The sequence below is a fragment of the Cribrihabitans pelagius genome (genome assembly GCF_048820915.1).
Lineage (GTDB): Bacteria > Pseudomonadota > Alphaproteobacteria > Rhodobacterales > Rhodobacteraceae > Cribrihabitans_A > Cribrihabitans_A pelagius.
In genome coordinates this window covers 1-14997 of the sequence record NZ_JBMERR010000037.1, presented here as the reverse complement: position 1 = coordinate 14997, position 14997 = coordinate 1, and the positions used below count along the sequence as shown (strand labels likewise).

Annotated in this window: 13 protein-coding genes and 4 pseudogenes; 6 read left to right on the top strand and 11 right to left on the bottom strand. The window is 60.1% G+C overall.

What is annotated here, in order from left to right; genetic code table 11:
* Positions 1–117 precede the first annotated feature (117 nt).
* Positions 118–867 (bottom strand): annotated as a pseudogene (locus ACOHX0_RS20850) (IS481 family transposase); the annotation flags it as partial.
* Between ACOHX0_RS20850 and ACOHX0_RS20845 the strand changes: the two are divergent.
* The 3 genes and pseudogenes from ACOHX0_RS20845 to ACOHX0_RS20835 all read left to right on the top strand — a co-directional run bounded on the left by ACOHX0_RS20845 (position 850) and on the right by ACOHX0_RS20835 (position 2833).
* The gene (locus ACOHX0_RS20845; protein ID WP_420679165.1) at positions 850–1230 is read left to right on the top strand and encodes a hypothetical protein; all 381 of its coding nucleotides are present in this window, start codon (positions 850–852) and stop codon (positions 1228–1230) included. The pseudogene ACOHX0_RS20850 and the gene ACOHX0_RS20845 overlap by 18 nt on opposite strands.
* 181 nt (positions 1231–1411) lie before the next feature.
* Positions 1412–2020, top strand: coding sequence for a DUF1326 domain-containing protein (locus tag ACOHX0_RS20840; RefSeq protein ID WP_420679164.1), 609 nt, complete (start codon positions 1412–1414; stop codon positions 2018–2020).
* 15 nt (positions 2021–2035) lie between these two features.
* Positions 2036–2833: pseudogene (locus tag ACOHX0_RS20835) on the top strand (DUF2182 domain-containing protein).
* A 29-nt stretch (positions 2834–2862) separates the two neighbouring features.
* Here the strand turns inward: ACOHX0_RS20835 and ACOHX0_RS20830 are convergent.
* On the bottom strand, positions 2863–3669 hold the full coding sequence (locus ACOHX0_RS20830) for a nickel-binding protein (protein ID WP_420679163.1): 807 nt from the start codon (positions 3667–3669) through the stop codon (positions 2863–2865).
* A 157-nt stretch (positions 3670–3826) separates the two neighbouring features.
* The gene (locus ACOHX0_RS20825; protein ID WP_420679162.1) at positions 3827–4525 is read right to left on the bottom strand and encodes a winged helix-turn-helix transcriptional regulator; all 699 of its coding nucleotides are present in this window, start codon (positions 4523–4525) and stop codon (positions 3827–3829) included.
* A 169-nt stretch (positions 4526–4694) separates the two neighbouring features.
* Here ACOHX0_RS20825 and ACOHX0_RS20820 point away from each other — a divergent pair, with 169 nt between their 5' ends.
* Together ACOHX0_RS20820 and ACOHX0_RS20815 are read left to right on the top strand one after the other, a co-directional pair.
* On the top strand, positions 4695–4889 hold the full coding sequence (locus tag ACOHX0_RS20820; protein ID WP_420679161.1) for a tautomerase family protein: 195 nt from the start codon (positions 4695–4697) through the stop codon (positions 4887–4889).
* A gap of 61 nt (positions 4890–4950) precedes the next feature.
* The gene (locus tag ACOHX0_RS20815; protein ID WP_420679160.1) at positions 4951–5352 is read left to right on the top strand and encodes a group I truncated hemoglobin; all 402 of its coding nucleotides are present in this window, start codon (positions 4951–4953) and stop codon (positions 5350–5352) included.
* Between the two features lie 64 nt (positions 5353–5416).
* Here the strand turns inward: ACOHX0_RS20815 and ACOHX0_RS20810 are convergent.
* From ACOHX0_RS20810 to ACOHX0_RS20795, 4 genes and pseudogenes are all read right to left on the bottom strand, one after another.
* Positions 5417–6203: pseudogene (locus tag ACOHX0_RS20810) on the bottom strand (IS5 family transposase).
* Positions 6204–6333: 130 nt separating this feature from the next.
* Positions 6334–8016 (bottom strand): D-lactate dehydrogenase, encoded by a 1683-nt coding sequence (dld, locus tag ACOHX0_RS20805; RefSeq protein ID WP_420679158.1) that lies wholly within the window; start codon positions 8014–8016, stop codon positions 6334–6336.
* A gap of 19 nt (positions 8017–8035) precedes the next feature.
* On the bottom strand, positions 8036–10102 hold the full coding sequence (locus tag ACOHX0_RS20800) for a TRAP transporter large permease subunit (RefSeq protein ID WP_420679157.1): 2067 nt from the start codon (positions 10100–10102) through the stop codon (positions 8036–8038).
* A 122-nt stretch (positions 10103–10224) separates the two neighbouring features.
* Complete coding sequence (locus tag ACOHX0_RS20795) at positions 10225–11277, bottom strand: TRAP transporter substrate-binding protein (RefSeq protein ID WP_420679156.1); 1053 nt, start codon at positions 11275–11277, stop codon at positions 10225–10227.
* Between the two features lie 330 nt (positions 11278–11607).
* On the opposite strand from ACOHX0_RS20795, the gene ACOHX0_RS20790 reads away from it, so the two are divergent.
* Complete coding sequence (locus tag ACOHX0_RS20790; protein ID WP_420679154.1) at positions 11608–12381, top strand: FadR/GntR family transcriptional regulator; 774 nt, start codon at positions 11608–11610, stop codon at positions 12379–12381.
* An 803-nt stretch (positions 12382–13184) separates the two neighbouring features.
* Here ACOHX0_RS20790 and ACOHX0_RS20785 read toward each other — a convergent pair.
* From ACOHX0_RS20785 to ACOHX0_RS20770, 4 genes and pseudogenes are all read right to left on the bottom strand, one after another.
* A pseudogene (locus ACOHX0_RS20785) lies at positions 13185–13624 on the bottom strand (GSU2403 family nucleotidyltransferase fold protein).
* Between the two features lie 51 nt (positions 13625–13675).
* Positions 13676–14023, bottom strand: a complete 348-nt coding sequence (locus ACOHX0_RS20780; protein WP_420679153.1) for a DUF6788 family protein — start codon at positions 14021–14023, stop codon at positions 13676–13678.
* A gap of 428 nt (positions 14024–14451) precedes the next feature.
* A complete protein-coding gene (locus ACOHX0_RS20775) occupies positions 14452–14664 on the bottom strand; it encodes a hypothetical protein (protein WP_420679152.1) in 213 nt (70 codons plus the stop codon).
* Between the two features lie 132 nt (positions 14665–14796).
* Positions 14797–14997 (bottom strand): hypothetical protein (locus tag ACOHX0_RS20770; protein WP_420679151.1); only part of this gene is annotated, 201 nt, incomplete at its 5' end.

Sequence of the window (14997 nt, the reverse complement as noted above, 5' to 3'; positions counted from 1 at the left end):
GCTTGGTCCGTCTGAAGCCGAGACTTTCTGGGCGGACTTCTTGCGCGGCTTGAAAGCCCGAGGGCTGGACGGCACCAAGCTGGTGATCAGCGACGCGCACAGCGGCCTCAGGGCGGCCATCGTGCGGTTCATGCGCTCGACCTGGCCGTTGGTCCAAGGATGGTTCGGCTTGGTGAGACGGTGCTCAATCCCGTTGGCCTCGCAAATCATGTCGAACCGCATTGGTCGGAAATAGATGGTGTTCCGGTTCCGGGGTTGTTCGGCAAACTGGATACCGTTGTCAGTCAAGATTGTGTGGATACGGTAGGGCACCGCTTCAAGCAGGTGCTCCAGAAACTCCCAGGCGGTTTTCCTGTTTGCCTTGTCTACCAGTTGGGCCACGGCGAACTTGCTGGTCCGGTCAATGGCTACGAAGAGAAAGAGCTTGCCTTCGGCAGTCCGGAGTTCGGCGATGTCGATATGAAAATAGCCGATTGGATACCGCTTGAACTTCTGCCGTTTCGGCTTGTCCCCATCCATGTCCGGCAGGCGTGAAATGCCGTGCCGCTGCAAGCAGCGGTGCAACGAAGATCGTGTCAGATGAGGAATAGAGGGCTGCAAAGCATAGAGGCAATCATCAAGCGGCAGCAAAGTATGCCGCCGGAAGGCAACGATCATTGCCTCTTCATCTTTGCTTAGAACCGTCGAGTTCGGCTCCTTTGGGCCTGTCTTTCTGTCCTCGACCGTTTGACGCTTTCGCCACTTGGCTACGGTCTTGACGTTGATGCCAAGCTCGCGGCTCAGCTCCGCGTTCGAAGCTTGCGATCGCTGTATTGTTGCTCGGATGGCGTGCGTTGTCGTGGCGCAGCCGTGACGTATCTGTCCCATAAAGCATCCTTCCATTCCATCGAATGGATCGCACCATCAAACCCTGGGATCAAACACCTAGGTGCCCTCTTACGTTCGCGGCGAGCCCAACCCGGTCATTGGGATTTTTCGCTGCGCGCGCTCGCAGCGGAAGAAATGCTGTATGCGCTCGAAATCTGGCGCTGTTACGCGGCGATGAAACCGGCCATTGATGCAGCGCGCAGCGAGGTTGAAACGGTCAATTCACAAGGAGCCGGACGTAGCGGGCTTTCGATGATAGCACCAAAGCTGGCCATGCGGGGAATCCAGTCTTTCACCATGCTGGCGCCTGACGCAGTTATTGTCGCACCCTCGCACCGCGGTCAGACCCAGAAAAGGTGCTGACATCCGGCCAACAGATATCAGGTCTGTTTTTCAACAAGGACCAGCCACTACTTCCAAAACCCGGATTGTGTTAAAATGGCGAAACGTAGGCACTCCTTTTGGGCGGTTCAGCCGTCGACGCAACGATTGCTGCCAGAATTCTTGAAAGCATATCGAGGCGGACTGAAACAAGGGGACCGAAATGACTTACGCAATCGTAGGTGATCTTCTGGAAGTATGCAGCTGCACCGTGCTGTGCCCATGCTGGATCGGAGAAGACCCCGATGGTGGGCAATGCAACGGAACCATTGCCTATCGCATCAATTCCGGTGAGGTCGATGGCGTGGACATGTCCGGGGGCGTTATCGCCTCAACACTGCTGATCCCGGACAATGTTCTGAAAGGCAATTGGACCCGGCAGCTCTATGTCGACTCAGGCGCCACGAATGAACAGCGGGACGCCGCCATTGATTTGCTGCAGGGCAAAAAAGGGGGGGGGCCATTGGGCGATCTCGCCGGGCTGGTGGCAAAAGAACTGCAGGCCAAAAGCGCAAGCATCACCTTCGAGCTCAACAAAGGGCGCGGCATCCTCAAAGTGGGCGGTATGCTGGAAGCCGAGATGGAGCCCTATCGCGGGCCGACCGGGGAAGTCACCAAGCTTAACGAAAGCATCTTCACCACGATCCCGGGCTCGCCGGCCTATGTCTCCAAAGCCGAATACTTCCAGATGAAGGATGAGGGCGTCGGTGTCGATGTTGACCTCAAGAAGCACAACGCGATCCAAGGGGCGTTCCGGTTTGAACACGCCTGATCAGGCGAATGTGACATGGACACGTCCCTTCACCGAAAGGCATTCTATACGCTTGGGCTGCTGCTGACGGCCTTTGCCTGGATTCTGCTTTGGATCTGGGCGTCCAGCCCCTATGGCAGATATCTGGATCACGGCGACTGGACACAGATTGGCGTAGTGGGGTCGATCTGCGCGGCCCTGCCGTTGGGTGCTTCGCTGGTTCCGGCGGCGCTGTATGCGTTCGGCTGGATACTGATGCTGGCCGCGATGATGCTACCCACGACGCTGCCGGTCCTGTTTGCCTTTTCCCGGTTGACCCGGCGCCGCCGCGACAGCGCCGCTCTGGTCGCGCTGGTTGTCTGCGGCTATCTCGCGGCCTGGATGGGTTTTGCCATCCTTGCACATCTTGCAGATATTGCCCTGGCCGCGGGGGTGCAGCAGGTGGGTTGGCTGGTTTTCAACGGCTGGCTCATTGGCGCGGTTGCTTTCACTCCGGCTGGGTTGTTTCAGTTCTCGGATCTGAAAAGGCAATGTCTGGACAAATGCAGGATGCCGCTCGGCTTTGTCTTGGAACACTGGCAAGGGAGGGCCGAGTACCGCAACGCGATGCGGCTGGGATGGCGTCACGGGCTGTTCTGCGTCGGGTGCTGCTGAGCGTTGATGCTGTTGATGTTCGTGGTCGGAACCGCGAATGTCGGCTGGATGCTGCTGCTTGGGGCGCTGATGGCGGTTGAAAAGAATTTCGTCTGGGGGCGGAAAATATGCGCGCCGCTGGGCCTGACGCTTGTGGGCTGGGGCGTGATGATCGCCGTCTGGAACGGGTTTTTGGCCTGAATACCGCGGTCCTTCAACCCGGGCTGCCGTCACTCGCGCGGAGAGAAGAGGGAAACCGGCTGCGAAATCCCCTTGAGTTCGGCAGATCCGTTGGGTTCGAATGCCAGTTTCCCATCGCTGCATTCATCCATGACCTCCTGCGAGACCAGAACCGCATCCGCTTGCGCAACCGCGCAGATGCGCGCTGCCAATTGCACCGCCGAGCCGAACAGATCATTCTTTTCCTCGACCGGTTCGCCGGCGTGAACGCCGATCCTGACCTGGATTGGGAATTTGCTGATGCGGTTGAAGGCGGCGAACTCCTCCTGAATCTTGATAGCGCAGGTTACCGAGGCAGCAACGTCCTTGAAGGAGGTCATGACGCCATCCCCGAGATGCTTCACTTCGGTGCCACCAAATTGCTCCAGGCACCGCCGGATCATGGAATCGTGGGTCCGCAGCAGTTCCACCGCCATTTCATCCCCCAGACGGGAGGTCATCTCAGTTGACCCGACAATATCCGTGAACATGATGGCGCGGAAGGCGGACTCGTCGATCGCCGCTGTCTTGGCGTTGGGCGGGTCCTGAATCCGTCCCAGAAAGGCTTCGACGGCGGAAAGCTCAACTTCGATCATCTCATTGGCTACATGCCCATGCGCTTCGGCGTGAACCCTGTCGGCTGTCGCCTTGTCCGGCGCATCAACCAGGCAAAACGTTGTCCGGCGGTCCGCATCGTACCAGTAGGTCAGGAACTTGACGCCATAGCTGTCTTGTATCTTCAGGTCTTCGATATGCAGCGCGGCGGTTTCTTCCGCGGTTTGTTCGACCATATCGTGGCGGTCCAGGAAAATCGGCATTTATTGCCTCCTCCTTTTTTCGAAAACACCTTAGCACAAATCCAGGAAGAAGGCAGCGCCATGCGCGGGTCTCCTCAAAATTGAGCTGCCACGCCAGGGCACAAGATTCAGGATTGTCCCTACGCTGATCACCGGAGAGGCATATCGACAAACCAGATCAATTAATCAGCTTCTTCTGGACGGCAAAGGGACTTAAACCAAGCCAAGATTGCATATTGTCAATCAGGCCCGAAGGGCCAACCAGCAACAGAGTATTCTGATCTACTGCGTTCTGCACAGTCCGCAGGCCCATCCAAATTTCAGTCATTGTACGCAGGCTAACCGTCGCATACAGGTCGACATCCAGACCCGGATCGACATGGCATAAATCTACTGCTCGGTCCTTCTCGACGATCAGCCACCACCTGCGTTGCGATTGCGGCAGATCGGAGTAGACGAATTCAATCACCGTCCGTTTGGGCGGAACAGGATCAGTATTCAGATTTCGCCGCATATCCCACATCAGCAACTCTACGTCGAGATTGTTCAATGAGGGCTCTGTCTCAACCCACTTCTGGCCCCAAATGCCGATGGCCTCTACCACAGGCTGGATGTCCCGCCCGGCGTCCGTAAGGCGGTAAGCGTATGCCTCGGAAGATCCCGCGATACGCTCACGCTTCACAACCCCGGACTCTTCCAGCTCTCGCAGGCGTTTCGATAAGAGAGCCGGAGACATCCGCGGCAGACCCCGGCGCAATTCGTTGAACCTGGTCGATCCGGCGATCAACTCCCGCAGCAACACCATAGTCCAGCGAGTGCAGAGTACCTCGGCTGCCATCGCAACGGGACAGAACTGTTTGTAACTTGCATTTGTCATCGAGGCCTCCTCGCCTTCGCATGCTGCTCCGCGCTCACGACTGCTTCAAATACTATACCACATAGGTTCAGTTCCTGAACTGGATTTCGATTGGCCTCCGGCGCAGGCTGTGCCCAGACCGGATTAGCCGCGTAGATTGAGCGGACCGGTGGAGCCAAGGAGAACAGCCATGCCACTTGTAGACATCCAACTCATCGAGGGCGTTTTCCGCCGAAGCCAGAAACAGCGATTGATCGAAGGCGTGACCGAGGCAGTCGTCGCCGTGGAAGGCGAGGCCATGCGCGGCTTCACTTGGGTCAGGGTCAGTGAGTTCGCAAGCGGGGGATGCGCAGTTGGAGGAAAACCTCTGACGAATGCCACATGAAAGCCGTTCAATCTGAAGCCACCTGAACGGGAATGCAGCTACATTGTGAAAGGAGGCGAACATGTCTATGTCAGTGGGCCGAGAATTTATTACTGTCACCCTATTCGAGAGGCTTGGGGGGGCCGCCGGAATTCGGCGGATCGTCGACGGAGCCATCGCGGCGCACTTGTGCAACCCAGTTATCAGGGAACGCTTTGTGCCATACGAAGACCGCCCCGAATATGTCGAAGAAGTCAAACAGCACACCTGCGATTTCTTCGCCGCTGGAGCTGGCGGTCCCGACAACTATCGCGGTCGCAGTATGGCAGAGGCACATCGCGGGATGAACATCAACGCTGCTGAATATGAGGCAGCGTCCGATGACATTCTGAAGACGATGAGCGCTCTCAACTACGATAGTACATCCTGCAAAACGGTCCGGGAAATCCTCCGCTCCCTGGAGAAGGACATCCTGCACAAGTGAACTGAAAATGGCGCCACCATGGAGAACTCAATTGAATTCCGGCGCTTCGAGAACCCCGATTAGGTCATGTTGACAAATGTCTGAGCCAAAGCCGGATGGATGTAATGTCGATGAAGCACAGGAAGCTTTCCATGGTTTTGTCATAGCGAGTTGCCACGCGGCGGGCGTTCTTTAGTTTGTTGAAGCAGCGCTCGACCAGGTTGCGCAGGCGGTAAAGCGAGCGGTCGACACCGATACGCTTCTTACGGGATTTTCGCATTGGGATAACGGGCAGGACGTTGCGCGCATTCAGGTACGCCCTGATGCTGTCGCCATCATAGCCACGATCCGCCAGTAACACGCTGGGACTGGGCAGGTTGTCGGCCATGACCAGATCGAAACCGAGATAGTCGGATGTCTGGCCCGGCGTGATCTCTGTCCTCATGGGCAGACCATGCGCGTTGACGAGGAGGTGGATCTTGGTCGTGAAGCCACCTCTTGAGCGCCCGAAACCCTGTCGCGGAGTCCCCCTTTAGCACCCGCTGCCTGATGATGGGCCCGGATCACGGTGCTGTCGATCATTTGCAGGGCGTCTGGCACGGCCCCGCTTTCGTTCAGGGCCTCCATGATCTCCTCCCAGAGCCCCGCCAGCGTCCAGCGCCGGAACTGGCGGTAGACGCTCGCCCACTTGCCAAACTCTTCCGGCAGATCGCGCCATGGCGCGCCGGTCCGGGCAATCCAGAATATCCCATCAAGAACAGCCGGTGATTGGCGGGTTTACGTCCGTTCGGGGCGCGGGCAGAAAGGATGAAACGCTCAAAGAACGCCCATTCTTCGTCCGACATAAGGTTTCGTGCCAACCTGGTCTCCATCGCAGATACCAGCTTGAATCACGTTCAGCGCTGCCTGTGAATCTCTTTTGTCAACACGGCCTAACGCCGCAGCCGCCCCTTTCGTCATGTCAGCAGAGCAACAGGACCCGAGTACACAAAGGTCCGAACTTCAGGCGTAGTGTTTTTTGCGGGACATTTTGCCGATGCCCGGGTTCATGCTGTTTGTGGGGTCTACCAATTTGTAGAAGGCTGCGAGGTCCTGTTTTGCTGGATACAGATGTCCGACGTTGTGTTCCGCAGGGTATTCGGCACCGCGCTCGTCAAGCAGAACTAGCATGGCCTCCTTCAGTTCCTTCGGGTCCGCGCCCTTTTTCACGATGTAGTCCTGATGCAGTACGTGGCACATAAAGTGGCCGTAATAGAGCCGGTTCAAGAGCTGATCGGAGATTTCCGGCGGCAGCCCCTCGAACCAGTCCTGATCGTTACGGCGAAGAGCGACGTCCAGCGCGATGATGTCTTCTACATCCGAGCGGTGGACCGCCATGTAGCGCACCGCAGCGCCAGCCGCGGCAAAGCGGTGCAGACCAGCCATTTTGGCCTCGCGTGGGGTGCATTCGAAGAAAATTAGCGCATCGTCATTGGTCATCTCTTCCAGAAGGGCGCGGGCCTCGGCGATGCCGCCGTCGCGCATCTTGAGGATCAGGTGGTGCGGGTGGGAGCGGCGGAACGCCCGCATCCGCTGCGGCAGGATGTCTGGCCACAGCCGCGACAGCGCCTGCAATACGCGGTCGGTCAGATTGCCCAAGCCCGGAATGCGCTCCAGCCGCGCATCCACCGCGCCCTTCAAGGCAAAGAACAACGGCAGCCGGTCAGTACCCAGCTTGTCAATCATCACCATCGTGTCTTTACCGTAGCGGTCCGACAGGTCGAAGACATCCTGGTGCATGTATTCCGCGCTGACTGGCAGGGTGGCAAACTCCGCCAGGATGCGGCGGCGCAGGGCAGTCAGCGCTGCCGTGGTTTGGCTCCCTATGTAGAAAGTCAGTTCTTCATCGTTCTTGGGATAGGTGTCCAGCCGCACCGCGAATACCGCCAGTTTGCCAGCGCAGCCTGCCGCCTCATAAAGCCGCGACTTTTCGGCGTTGAACCGCGCCGGGGTCGGCGCGTCGATGTCGCGGACCCGGCGGGCATAAGAGGTGTCAGAGGCTTTCCGGTTGCCGGTCTCGATATCCTCCCGGCGGTAATCGCCGTTCTGCAGCCGGGTGAGGATCTCCTCTGGGCTGGCGCCCAGGCTGATGCCCAGGTGATTGACCAGCTCCAGTTGCCCCTCGGCGGTGATGCGGGCAAACAGCGACAGTTCGGTATAGGACGGCCCCCGCTCCACCAGCGACCCGCCGGAGTTGTTGCAGACACCACCCACCACCGAGGCACCGATGCAGGAGGAGCCGATCACCGAATGCGGCTGACGGCCCAGCGGCGCCAGCAGCTTTTCCAGCGCAAACAACGTGCTGCCGGGGAAGCTCACCACCTGCTTGCTGCCTTCGAGCAGCTGCAGCTGGTCCATCCGCCGGGTGTTGATCAGCACCACATCGCGGTCGTAGCTCCCCTTCGGGGTGGAGCCCTCGGTCAGCCCGGTGTTGGCCGCCTGCATGATGACGATCTTGTCAGCCGCATCACGGGCCTGCAGCACTTTCCACTGCGCAAGCAGGGTTGCTGGCTGGACCACCGCCAGCGCCTCCCCCTCGCCGGAGCGGAACCCCTTGCGGAACCGCCGGGTGGCGCGGGCACTAGTCAGCACATGGCGGCGCCCGCAGATGGATTTCAGCGTCCGGACCAGCTCAGCATCGCTCATGACACCTGCCCTCCCCTGCTCAGTAAGCCACAGATGGCAGCCAGGTCGCCAGTGCCGGCCACAGGTAGACGAACATCAGGCCGGTCAGCTGCAGCAGCACGAAGGGAATGATGCCCTTGTAGATATGGCCCAAACGGATCTCCGGCGGGCAGACGCCCTTGAGGTAGAATAGCGCAAAGCCAACCGGCGGCGTCAAGAAGGAGGTTTGCAGCGTCACCGCCACCAGGATCACGAACCAAACCAGGGCCGGCTCATCGATGGCGCCGAAGCCGGGAATGTCGAGGCCAAGGCCGTTCACGATCGGGCGCATCAGCGGCAGCACGATCAGGGTGATCTCGATCCAGTCCAGCACGAAGCCCAAGAGGAACACGATGAACAGGATCATGAAGACGGTGCCCTCGGGACCGAAGCCGGTGCCCTGGATCATCTCCTCGATCAGCGCGTCACCGCCCAGTTCCCGAAGCACGTAGGAGAACACCGTGGCGCCGAGGAAGATCGCAAAGATATAGGCGGTGGTGTTGAAGGTGGCCTTGAGCACATTCACCAGCTTCGCCAGCGTCAGCTTGCGGTAGCCAAGCGCCAGCAGGGTCGCGCCCAGAGCGCCGACGCCGGAGGCCTCGGTCGGTGTGGTGAGGCCCGCGAAGATGGAGCCTAACACGGCCAGAATCAGCCCCAGCGTCGGCAGCACCGCAATCAGCACGTCCTTGACCGCCGCCCAGTCGGGACGTTTGGCCCCCGCAGGCACCGGGGCCACGTCGCGTTTGATCAGCGCAATCACGAAGATATAGGTGAGGTACAGCGCTCCGATGATCACGCCGGGGAACACCGCCGCCATGAACAGGTCGCCGACGCTCAGCGCCATCTGGTCCGCCATGATTACAAGCATGATCGAGGGCGGGATCAGGATCCCCAGCGTGCCGGAGGCCGACACCACGCCTGCCGCCAGCGCAGGCGAATACTTCTGCTCCATCATCGACGGCAGCGACAAGACGCCCAGCAGCACCACGGAGGCCCCGATGATGCCGGTGGAGGCCGCCAAGATGATACCGATCATGGTGACAGTGATCGCCAGCCCGCCGCGCACGGTGCCGAACAGGCGCTGCATCGCGGTCATCAGCCGCCCGGCGACGCCGGACTCATCCAGCATCAGCCCCATGAAGATGAACATCGGCAGCGCCACCAGAACGGCGTTCGACATGGTGGCATAGACCCGGTTCACCACCGCGCCCAGCGTCAGGTAATCCAGGCCGGTCAGGGTTTCCTCCAGCCCGGTCCAGTTCATCATACCGTTGTCGAACAGATAAGCCAGCCCGCAGTAGGCCACGCCCACCCCGGCCAGCGTCCAGGCCACCGGGAAACCGGTGAACAGAAGCGCAATGAAGGTGAGGAACATGGCGATGACGAGCTTTTCCTCGGTGGTTTCGACCAGGAAGGTCAGCGCCGTCGCCACAACTGCAAAGCCGAGCAGCGCCCAGATCACCAGCCGCAGGCTCTTGCCAGAGCGCTCCTCTGCCGGGCCCGCCAGCAGCGCGTGGCCGTCATGGATGAGCCGCGCCACCGCCGCCCCTGCCAGCAGCAGGAAGCTCAGCGGGATCACCGCCTTCAGCGCCCAACGGGCAGACAGGCCGGTGGGGCTGTCGGAGCGTTCGTTCACCCGCCAGCTTTCAGAGAAATAGTCGAAGCCCTGGTCGATCATCAGATAGATGAACGGGACCAGCAGCGCCAAGATGCCGATCACCTCGATGATCCGCCGGGCGCGGCGGCTCAGCTGCATGTGCAGCACATCCACCCGCACATGGCTGTCGGTGACCAGCGCATAGGAAATGCCGATCATCGTCACCAGACCGTAGAAATGCCACTGGATCTCGTCCAGCTTGGGATAGTTCTGGTTCAGGAGATAGCGCAGAGCCACTTGCGACACGATGGCCAGCACCAGCAGCAGGTTGGCCCACATCACCAGGTTGCCGGTCCCCTTGACCGCATTGTCGATCCACACCGCCAGCCGCTGCTGGTCCTCATCGCCATGCTCAAGGATCTCTTCGTAGCGTTCGATCGGGTCGTCCTGCAGGTGCAGATTCTCAGCCATGGTTTCCTCCTCCGGAACGTGGCGTGCGCGGACGTGAAAGCGTCCGTGTCAGTCAGGGAAATGACGAAAATCAGGGAAAGCGGGGCGGCGGAAATACTGCCGCCCCAAGGTGCGCAAGCGGGTTACTTGCGCGGGAGGAATGCGTTTTCCTTCCAGACCGCGTAACCTTCACGGAAGGTCTGCATGTCCAGCAGCACCCGGCCAAAGAACTGGTCGTTGGTGGCCTCTTCCGCGGCAACCTCGTCCCAGGTGGCACGGAACAGCTCCAGCATCGCGGCATCCCACTGTTTGATCTGCACGCCGTTGTTTTCAACATTGTCGATCAGCGCTTCGTGCTGGATCGCCTCGCCCTCGGCAAAGCTGTCGGCCATCGAGGCCTTGCAAGCGTTCTCGATGATCGCCTTGTGCTGTGCGCTCGCTTCGTTCCAAACGCCCTTGTTGACCAGCAGTTCAAACACGGTGGCCTGCTGGTGCCAGCCGGGGAAGTAGTTGTATTTCACCAGCTTGTGGAAGCCGAGACGGGCGTCGATGGCGGGCATGGAAAATTCGGTGGCGTCAATGGCGCCTTTCTCCAGTGCAGGGAAAATTTCGCCGCCCGGCAGCAGTGAGGTCGCAACGCCCAGCTTCTGCATCACCTTGCCGCCCAGGCCGAAGAAGCGCATCTTCAGGCCGTCCAGATCCTCGGCGCTGTTGATTTCCTTGGCGAACCAGCCGGAAGTTTCCGGCGCGATCACCGCACAGGGCAGAACCTTCACGTTATAGCCAGCCTGGTCGTACATCTCCTGATACAGGGTCATGCCGTTGCCGTAGTAGAGCCAGGCCATGTATTCGCCAGCTTCCGGGCCAAAGGGCACGGCGGAGAACAGCGGTGCGGCCGGGATCTTGCCCGCCCAGTAGCCGGCGGTGGTGTAGCCGGAGTTGATCTTTCCGGAGGACACCGCGTCGAGGATCTCAAACGCCGACACCAGCTTGCCGGGCTCGTAGACCTTCATCTTGAGGTTGCCGCCGGACATCAGGTCCAGCTGCTCGGCCACCCGCGGGATCGGCGAGCCGAGGCCTGGCAGCGCGGTCGAGAAGGCAACGGGGGTTTTCAGCAGCAGCTTGTCCGCGGCCTGTGCGGCAGGGGCCGCCAGCAGGGATGCGGCAAAGGCGAGCGAGGTCAGGGTCGTTTTCATGGATTTTCCTCCGAGTTCAGTCCGGCCGCTCCTCCGGCCGAAGTTCCTGCCGCTGGCACGGCATTATTGGTAAATATTATTTACCTCACATTTTGGTCAACAACTTTATTTACCACTGGCGGGCGCGACCTCAGAGGTTCGCCTGGCCGAGGTGCGTCATTCCCGCCCGGGAAAGAGTGGTCCGTTAGAAAGACTTGTTATTTTTCATTAGGCTGTATGGGGTACTGCCATCCGTATTTCTGGGTACCGAGGGTTGAAGTTTTGGGGGACAGTGGTAAACTTTTAGGATGACTTCTTTGCCGCGCTGTTCCCTACCTCTATGAGAACGACATGACTGATATCCACCCGTTTGACCCTGTAGGGCACGAATCAATCGCCGATGCCGTGGTCGAGCAAATCGAGACGATGATTGTCGACGGCATCCTCAAGGAGGGCCGGAAACTGCCCTCCGAGCGGGAACTGGCGGAGGCGATGGGGGTGTCGCGGCCCAAGCTCCGCGAGGCGCTGCAGACACTGGAAAGCCGGGGGCTGGTCAACGTGCGCCACGGCGAGGGCACCTTCATCGCGCCGCTTACGGGCCGGGCGATGTCCCCGGCGCTGCTGTCGCTCTACACCCGCCACGGCGGCGCCTTTTACGACTACCTGGAATACCGGCGCGAGCAGGAGGCATTTGCCAGCCGCCTGGCGGCAACCCGGGCCACGGAATCCGACAAGGCGCGGCTGGCGGAGATTATCGCCGACATGCAGCGCGCCTGGGAGCAGGACGACCAGGACGCCAGCCAGGAGGCCGACTTCCGCCTGCACACTGCTGTTGTCGACGCCAGCCAGAACACCACGCTGATTCATATGATGGCCTCTGTCTATGACCTGACCCGGCAGGGGGTGTTCTACAACCGTGAGTTTCTGCGCACGATTGATGGCACCGGTGCGGAACTGCTGAAACAGCACGTGGAGATTGCCCAGGCAATTATCGACGGCGACCCGGACCGCGCCGAGGCCGCCGCGCGGCGCCACATGGATTTCGTCGAGGAATCCTTCCGCGCCGGCCAGGAGCGGCAGGCCCGCGAAATCCGCGCAGCCAAGCGCCGGCAGCTGACGAAATAGGGGTCAAAACAGCTGTGCGCCTGGGGGCTTGAGCTTAGCCGTCCCCAGCGAATGTTTGGAATGGCGGGTGTCTGCGCATCTGTGCCACTGGTGTGGAGCGCAGCATAATCCGATCGGCTAACGGCTTCTAGATGGCTGCTTTCTTGAAAATGGCCCGAATGCGTCACACTCGCGGCGAAGCAGTCACTGCGCTTGATACAAGGGTCGCGTTTGGGCTGGCTCAGGAAGATCACGGTTGGCCTGGGACCGGCTTGTGCCGATCTCTCGGCGCTGCGCCGCCGAAAGCCGGCAGTGAGCCCAACCCGGTCATTGTGATTTTTTTCGCTGCGCGCGCTCGCAGCAGCAAAATCGCCGCGACTGCATCATTTCCGGCTCCGCTGCGCGGCGTTAAAACCAGCCGTTCAAGGATGCAGCAGCGAGATGTATCACCCGAATTCACAGGTCGCCGGACTTTTCTGCCGTTCGCTGCGGTGACACCATCCTTCAGTTCCCGTACAGGCCGTAGTGAGGAAGGGCGGAAGCCACCCCTCGCTGCATGCACAATTTAGCCCCGGTCCGTCGATGTTCACCGACACCTTAACTGAGACCATTTTCGCCAGGCAGCGCTTCGGCACGATCCCAAGCGAAGTCCCTGGCCGCACCGAAGAAATCTCTCCCGGAGCACCACCATCCGCTCCAGCTCACGAGAGCCCGCAGAGGAGATCCTTTGTCGCCGGCATGCGTCCAAGGCTTGAGGAGATCCGATCGCGCCAACGGGGGCCCTGCGACAGCGCGTGCTCATAAGCCTCGGCGAGATCGTCGGGCTAATCGTTCGCGAGGATGCGGATGAGGAACTCAGCTTGAGCCCGGTCTTTGCGCGCCTTCGCTTCGTCTGGGCCGTCATGCCGCCTGCTTGCCAGGATCAGTTTGTGGATCGCGAAGCGCTCGGGGCGCGGGATCTGCACAAGGACGCCGGAGCGGTATAGCGCAATCGCGTGCATCGGCTCCGCAATCAGGAAACTGAGGTAGTTTAGCGCCTGAGCGCTCACGCCCAGTGCCGGAAGCGGCTTGATGCCTTCCTCGCCGGAAGCCGGCGTCAGGAACTCGACCATGGCCCGCCACCGCTTTGATGCCACCTCCATACCCGCCGGTCGACAAAACCAGGGGCAGCCTCGAATTTCATCGACCGAAGAATATCCCCCGGCTCTTCCTCGACGCGGCCGCCCAGAGCCACTGAGAGCCGCTCAAAGCTCGTGAAACCGATGTCATCCGTCTGGGCAAGCTCGTCAGAGTCAAAGCGAACGCCAAGCTCCCCCTAATAGAGCGCGTAGGCTCCGGTCCCGATCAAAGTGCCGCCCAGGCGGAACACACCTGCGCGCGCGAAGGCCAGAAGAAGCGAGCCTGTCTCGCGGTCGGTACCGATCATCCCTTCGGCTCTCAGAACGCGCGCCAGACGCGACATGCGCTTCTTTCGCACCTGCGTTTCCGCCTTCAGATCAGCCGCGCGCGCCAAGCGATTGCGCAATTCGGGGCTATCCCCGCCGAGGTAGCGGCTTTTCATCTCGGTCCCGATCCGGAACCGATCGTAGAGGTAGGTTCGCCCTTTGCGCTGACGCTCCTCGATACTGCCCACAACCTCCGAGGCCACCTCGTCGAGATGCATGCGCAGCAAGTCCTGATACGCGACTTGAGCTGCGCGGGAGTGCGATACTGGGTCCATCTGATGCCTGAGTGTTCTCCGTGTGCATCAAATATAAGACTGATACTCGCAGCTGTCTGTGTGCAGCAAAGTCTTTTTTGCTCTATACAACTCCCAACGCCCGGATTGCGGTCACGCTCATGCATGTGAAGCTGCACCGCAGCGGTCGACAGCTTAGCCAATGGCCGGGACCCCTCGCATCGAAGCGAGTCTCGCTGCACGCGTGAACGCGGCCTTTCCGGGCACAGTCCTTTGGGCTCGCTGCCGCCTTACGGCGGCGCAGCGCTGAGAGATCTGCGCAAGTCATACCCAGGCCATCCGAGATCGGCTTGAGCAGCCCAATCACGACATTCATGCAAGGTGCGGCGGAGGCTCTCCTGCAAGCGCGAAGACTATCTGGCGTTTCCCCGAGAGCGGTCATTCAGACCAGGGCCACCGGCCAGTGTGGTGCTGCACATCGCACCAAGGTCACCGAAGCGCAGGAAGCGTCCTTTTGCAAACTCGGCCGTTTCACGCAGCCAGATGAGGTTTTGTGCTGCGGCGCAGCCCGCCGTTTCTGCCGTTCGCTGCGACGGCGCGGTTCCGAAGCCGATGAACTCACTCAATGCGGGACCTTTCTGCCGTTCGCTGCAATTGCTGCTTGCGCTCCACCGTCGCCGAGGCGCGCAATGTTTTCGCCCCACATCGGACATTCTGCGCCGACCGCCGAAACGTGGCGACGTGGAGCCAAATTCCTCCTATAAGTTTATCTCGATCGTCTTCATGATACGGTCGGTTTGCTGCAAGATTTTAAGAATACGTTGATAATGCTTAGGGTCAGGACCCATTGATTTTCGGCTATCGGTATGATTCACGGCTCGAAAACGAGCGGTGACCATGTCTGATCTTTTCTGGCTAACTGACGCGCAGATGGCGCGCCTTGAGCCTTTCTTCCCCAA

Excerpts from the sequence above, each read along its gene's own strand:
- ACOHX0_RS20820 (WP_420679161.1), top strand. The coding sequence starts at position 4,695 with ATGCCACTTGTAGACATCCAACTCATCGAGGGCGTTTTCCGCCGAAGC.
- ACOHX0_RS20790 (WP_420679154.1), top strand. The coding sequence starts at position 11,608 with ATGACTGATATCCACCCGTTTGACCCTGTAGGGCACGAATCAATCGCC.
- ACOHX0_RS20825 (WP_420679162.1), bottom strand. The coding sequence starts at position 4,525 with ATGACAAATGCAAGTTACAAACAGTTCTGTCCCGTTGCGATGGCAGCC.
- dld (WP_420679158.1), bottom strand. The coding sequence starts at position 8,016 with ATGAGCGATGCTGAGCTGGTCCGGACGCTGAAATCCATCTGCGGGCGC.
- ACOHX0_RS20815 (WP_420679160.1), top strand. The coding sequence starts at position 4,951 with ATGTCTATGTCAGTGGGCCGAGAATTTATTACTGTCACCCTATTCGAG.
- ACOHX0_RS20800 (WP_420679157.1), bottom strand. The coding sequence starts at position 10,102 with ATGGCTGAGAATCTGCACCTGCAGGACGACCCGATCGAACGCTACGAA.
- ACOHX0_RS20780 (WP_420679153.1), bottom strand. The coding sequence starts at position 14,023 with ATGCATCTCGACGAGGTGGCCTCGGAGGTTGTGGGCAGTATCGAGGAG.
- ACOHX0_RS20830 (WP_420679163.1), bottom strand. The coding sequence starts at position 3,669 with ATGCCGATTTTCCTGGACCGCCACGATATGGTCGAACAAACCGCGGAA.
- ACOHX0_RS20795 (WP_420679156.1), bottom strand. The coding sequence starts at position 11,277 with ATGAAAACGACCCTGACCTCGCTCGCCTTTGCCGCATCCCTGCTGGCG.
- ACOHX0_RS20840 (WP_420679164.1), top strand. The coding sequence starts at position 1,412 with ATGACTTACGCAATCGTAGGTGATCTTCTGGAAGTATGCAGCTGCACC.